The sequence below is a fragment of the Rhizobacter sp. P3_B12 genome (assembly GCF_056402895.1).
The window spans coordinates 1-3,805 of the sequence record NZ_JBFUGN010000606.1; the positions used below are offsets into that span (position 1 = coordinate 1).

Genomic DNA, 3,805 nt, shown 5'->3' on the forward strand with positions numbered 1-3,805 from the left:
GCCCGAGACGCCCCAGAACAGCGTGGTCGTCGACAGCGAGATCTGGCCGAGCTTGTCGCTCCACAGGCGGGCATTGCAGCTGGAGAAGTCGCGCACCAGCTCGACCACGCTGTGCGACAGCGGCTGCAGCGGCGCCTCGGTGCGCGGGATGCGCAGGTTGAACAGCGCGGCGATGACATACAGGAAAACGATGATCGAAATCGCCGCTTCGGGAGGGGTGTTGACGCCGGTGTCGACCAGCGGCAGGTCGAAGGCGAGCAGGTGCGCCGAGATCGCATGGCCGACGAGCTGGCCGCCGAGCAGCAGGCCCAGGATGATCGACAGGATGGTCAGCCCCTCRATCCAGCCGTTGGCCTTGACCAGCTGCGAGTTCGGCAGCAGCTCGGTCAGGATGCCGTACTTGGCTGGCGAGTAGGCGGCCGCACCCAGGCCGACGATCGCGTAGGAGACCAGCGGATGGCTGCCGAACAGCATCATCAGGCAGCCGATCACCTTGATCGCGTTCGACGCGAACATCACCCGCCCCTTGGGCACGGCGTCGGCGAACGCGCCGAGGAAGGGCGCGAGGATCACGTAGAAGAGCGCGAAGATCGGACTCAGCGCCGGCACCTGCCAGGTCGGCGCGTGAGAGGTCTTCAACAGTTCGATGGCGCTCACCAGCAACGCGTTGTCAGCCAGCGAGCTGAAGAACTGCGCCGACATGATGGTGTAGAAACCTTTTTTCATTCGCTGAGAGCGTGCTGCCTGTCGCATGCCGGGTGGGCCCGGTCATCAATCGATGCAGCGCTCGACGCGGCCGCTGCTGGTTCCCCGCGGCGGCGGTTATAGCACGGGGCATGGTGCCCCGGTCGCGTCGACCGGCTCAGTACCCCAGCGACATCGTGACGGCCCCGGCGACGAAGCAGCTGGTCGCGATGGCCGTCGCGGCCAGCGGAATCCGGAACCAGTAGCGCAGCGCGAGCACGACGTAGGCGGCGCTCGCGATGCCGGCCAGCCACACGAAGGTGGGCGAGCGGTGCAGCACGTCCATGTGCATCGCGGCGAGCATCAGGTAGACCAGCGAGAACAGGATGGCGCCCAGGCTGTGGCTCGCGTTGAAGCCGATCCAGGCCTTCCACATCGTCGTGTCGCGGGTCAGGCGCGGCGAGCTCGAGCGCATCGCGCGCGCGACATTGGCATCGCGCGGATCGAAGTTCGTGCCGAAGAACGTATAGGCCAGGTGCAGCAGCCCGAGCAGGCCGTAGATCGCTGCGCCGGCCAGGATCAGGATTTGGGACATGCGGGATTGTGTGGGTCGAAAGCGCAAGCATCGTTACGAGGCGCAACCCCGAGCGCTGCAGGGTGAGGCAATGCTCCAGCGCTAGACTCCGGTCCTGCCATCAGGAGCCGACCATGTCCGATCCCGTCTCCCACATCCTCAGCCTCGGCCGGGCATTGCCGCCGGAGGACCGTGAACGGCTCGTCGAGCAACTGATGGAATCGCTCAACGAGCCCGCTGCCGCCGAGCTCGACACGGCGTGGGAAAACGAGATCCAACGCAGGTTGGCCGAGTTCGAGCGGGGTGAAGTCCTGCCGATTGATGCAGAAGATGTTTTCGCCAAGGCTCGCCGAATAGCGCGGTGATCAAGGTCTTCTTCCTTCCAGCAGCAGAGATTGAACTGCTCAAGGAAGTCACGTACTACTCCAAGGCCGCCACGGGAGCCGGCCTGCGCTTCCAGGCCGCGGTCGAAGCGGCAGTTTCTCGCGTCAGGACACATCCGTTGGGTGGTGCGCCGAGCTTCAAGGAGACCCGCAGCGTCCTGGTCAAAGGGTTTCCGTTCAGCATCGTCTACCGGGCTTGGCAAGACAGGCTGCTCATCGTGGCCATCGCCCCCCATAGGAAGCGCCCGCACTACTGGGCTTCGCGTGTCGACTGAGCGCAACCCGCTCACCCCGCCTTGCGCCGATCCATCTGCGCGCCTTCGTAGAACGCCTTCTTCGATGCATACATCGCGTGGTCGGCCTCGTTGACCGCGGCCTCGATGCGCCCGCCGGCCTCGCAGGTGGCGATGCCGAGCGCGAAGCTCAGCGTCGTCGTGCCGTGGAACTGGTTGTTCAGCTCCGTCAGCGAGGCCAGCCGGTCCAGCAGCAGCTGCGCGGCGCGTGCATCCATCCCCGGCAGCAGCAGCGCGAACTCGTCGCCGCCGATGCGCGCGGCGCACATCGGCTTGTCGATCGCCTTCGTCAGCACCTCGCCGGCGCGCCGCAGCAGCGCGTCGCCGGCCGCATGGCCCTGCGTGTCGTTGATGGTCTTCAGCCCRTTCAGGTCGGCCACCACCACCGTCACCGGCCACGGGCCCTTGCGCTCCAGCCGGTTGATCTCGTCGACGAAGAAGGCCCGGTTGCGCAGCTTGGTCAGCGGGTCGTGCTTGCCGAGGAACTCGAGGTAGGCCTCGGCCTGCTTGCGCGCGGTGATGTCGGTCAGCGAGATCAGCACCAGGTCCCAGTCGGCCTCGTGGCCGGGCAGCACCGAGAACTGCAGGTACACGTGCAGCTTGTCGCCGGCCAGGTTGTAGTTGACGACCTCGCGCTGGTGCGTGGTCTTGCCGTTCCACAGATCGTGCAGCTGGTCGGCGAAATGCGAGGCCATGTCGTCGCGGAACACGTCGTCCAGCCGCCGCAGCAGCGTGTCGCGGTCGGGCGCGCCGAACATGCGCAGCGTCTGCTGGTTCACGTCGATCACGCGGATCTCCTGCAGGCAGCGGCTCACGAACTCCGGGTGCACGTCGGTGAACACCCGGAAGTCGCTGATGCCCTGCGCGCGCGCCTCGTCGAGCAGCCGCTTCACGCTGCTGAAATCCTCCACCCACAGCGACACCGGCGAATGCTCGAACAGCCCGCGCGCATACAGCTCGCTCAGCCGCAGCGCCTCGGCCGCTGCGCTGCGCTCGGTCACGTCCTCGATCGCGAGCAGCACGCGGTCCCAGCCGGCCTCGTGGCCCGGCAGCACGGTGGCGTTCAGCACGATGTCGAGTCGCCGGCCGTCCAGCGCGTAGTTGACCGTCTGGCTCGTGAAGCGGGTGCGGCCCTCCCACAGCGCGGCCAGCTCCTCGACGAGCTGCTCGAACATGTCGTCGCGGAACACGCGCGACAGGTTCTCGACCAGGTGCGCCAGGTCGCGCGCGCCGTACAGCTCCAGCGTGCGCCGGTTCACCTGCAGCACGTGCAGGCAGGCCGAGCATTCGGCGACGCGGCGCGGGTCGGCCCGCAGGTGCGCGCGCAGGTCGGTCACGCCGGCGGCGCGCCAGCGCGAGAACAGGGCCTGCAGCGCGCTGTAGTCCTCCAGCCACAGCGACACCGGTGCAAGCTCGAACAGGCTGGCCAGTTCGGCGGGGGGCAGGGCTTCAGTGACGTTCATCGCTTGACGTTCATCGCTCAGTGCGCATTCATCCACGCTTCGATGGCATCGGGCTCCACCGGCGCCGCGCGGCTGATCAGCTCGCATCCGCCGGGGGTCACGACCGCATCGTCCTCGATGCGGATGCCGATGTTCCAGTAGACCTCGGGCACGTCGGGCGCCGGCTGCACGTACAGGCCGGGCTCGAGCGTGACGACCATGCCGCATTCGAGCTTGCGCGATGGCGCGCGCACGACCCGCCCGCCGCGAAAATCCGGCTGGTCGACGGCCGGCTCCTGCAGCGACAGGTACTCGCCGACATCGTGCACGTCGCGCCCCAGCCAGTGGCCGGTGTCGTGCATGTAGAAGCGCCGGTAGGCGCCGCTCGCCATCACCGCGTCGACATCGCCGTGCCGGTCGTGTGACAGC

6 protein-coding genes are annotated in these 3,805 nt (G+C 67.4%); 2 read left to right on the top strand and 4 right to left on the bottom strand.

Annotated features, from left to right (window positions below; all coding sequences use genetic code 11):
• Both lplT and AC1D01_RS24590 read right to left on the bottom strand, forming a co-directional pair.
• On the bottom strand, positions 1 to 726 hold a 726-nt coding region (gene lplT, locus AC1D01_RS24585), incomplete at its 3' end, for a lysophospholipid transporter LplT (RefSeq protein ID WP_477871021.1).
• A gap of 136 nt (positions 727 to 862) precedes the next feature.
• Entirely contained in the window at positions 863 to 1,279 is a 417-nt protein-coding gene (locus AC1D01_RS24590) for an LIC_13387 family protein (RefSeq protein ID WP_477871023.1), read from the bottom strand.
• Positions 1,280 to 1,392: 113 nt separating this feature from the next.
• On the opposite strand from AC1D01_RS24590, the gene AC1D01_RS24595 reads away from it, so the two are divergent.
• Positions 1,393 to 1,623, top strand: a complete 231-nt coding sequence (locus AC1D01_RS24595; protein ID WP_477871025.1) for an addiction module protein — start codon at positions 1,393 to 1,395, stop codon at positions 1,621 to 1,623.
• Complete coding sequence (locus AC1D01_RS24600) at positions 1,620 to 1,916, top strand: type II toxin-antitoxin system RelE/ParE family toxin (protein ID WP_477871027.1); 297 nt, start codon at positions 1,620 to 1,622, stop codon at positions 1,914 to 1,916. The genes AC1D01_RS24595 and AC1D01_RS24600 overlap by 4 nt, the downstream gene beginning before the upstream one ends.
• Before the next feature lie 11 nt (positions 1,917 to 1,927).
• On the opposite strand, the gene AC1D01_RS24605 is transcribed toward AC1D01_RS24600, so the two are convergent.
• Both AC1D01_RS24605 and AC1D01_RS24610 read right to left on the bottom strand, forming a co-directional pair.
• Positions 1,928 to 3,397, bottom strand: a complete 1,470-nt coding sequence (locus tag AC1D01_RS24605) for a sensor domain-containing diguanylate cyclase (RefSeq protein ID WP_477871029.1) — start codon at positions 3,395 to 3,397, stop codon at positions 1,928 to 1,930.
• Between the two features lie 17 nt (positions 3,398 to 3,414).
• On the bottom strand, positions 3,415 to 3,805 hold a 391-nt coding region (locus AC1D01_RS24610), incomplete at its 5' end, for a M24 family metallopeptidase (RefSeq protein ID WP_477871031.1).

Coding starts and splice junctions, on each gene's coding strand:
- AC1D01_RS24590 (WP_477871023.1), bottom strand. CDS start 1,279: ATGTCCCAAATCCTGATCCTGGCCGGCGCAGCGATCTACGGCCTGCTC.
- AC1D01_RS24595 (WP_477871025.1), top strand. CDS start 1,393: ATGTCCGATCCCGTCTCCCACATCCTCAGCCTCGGCCGGGCATTGCCG.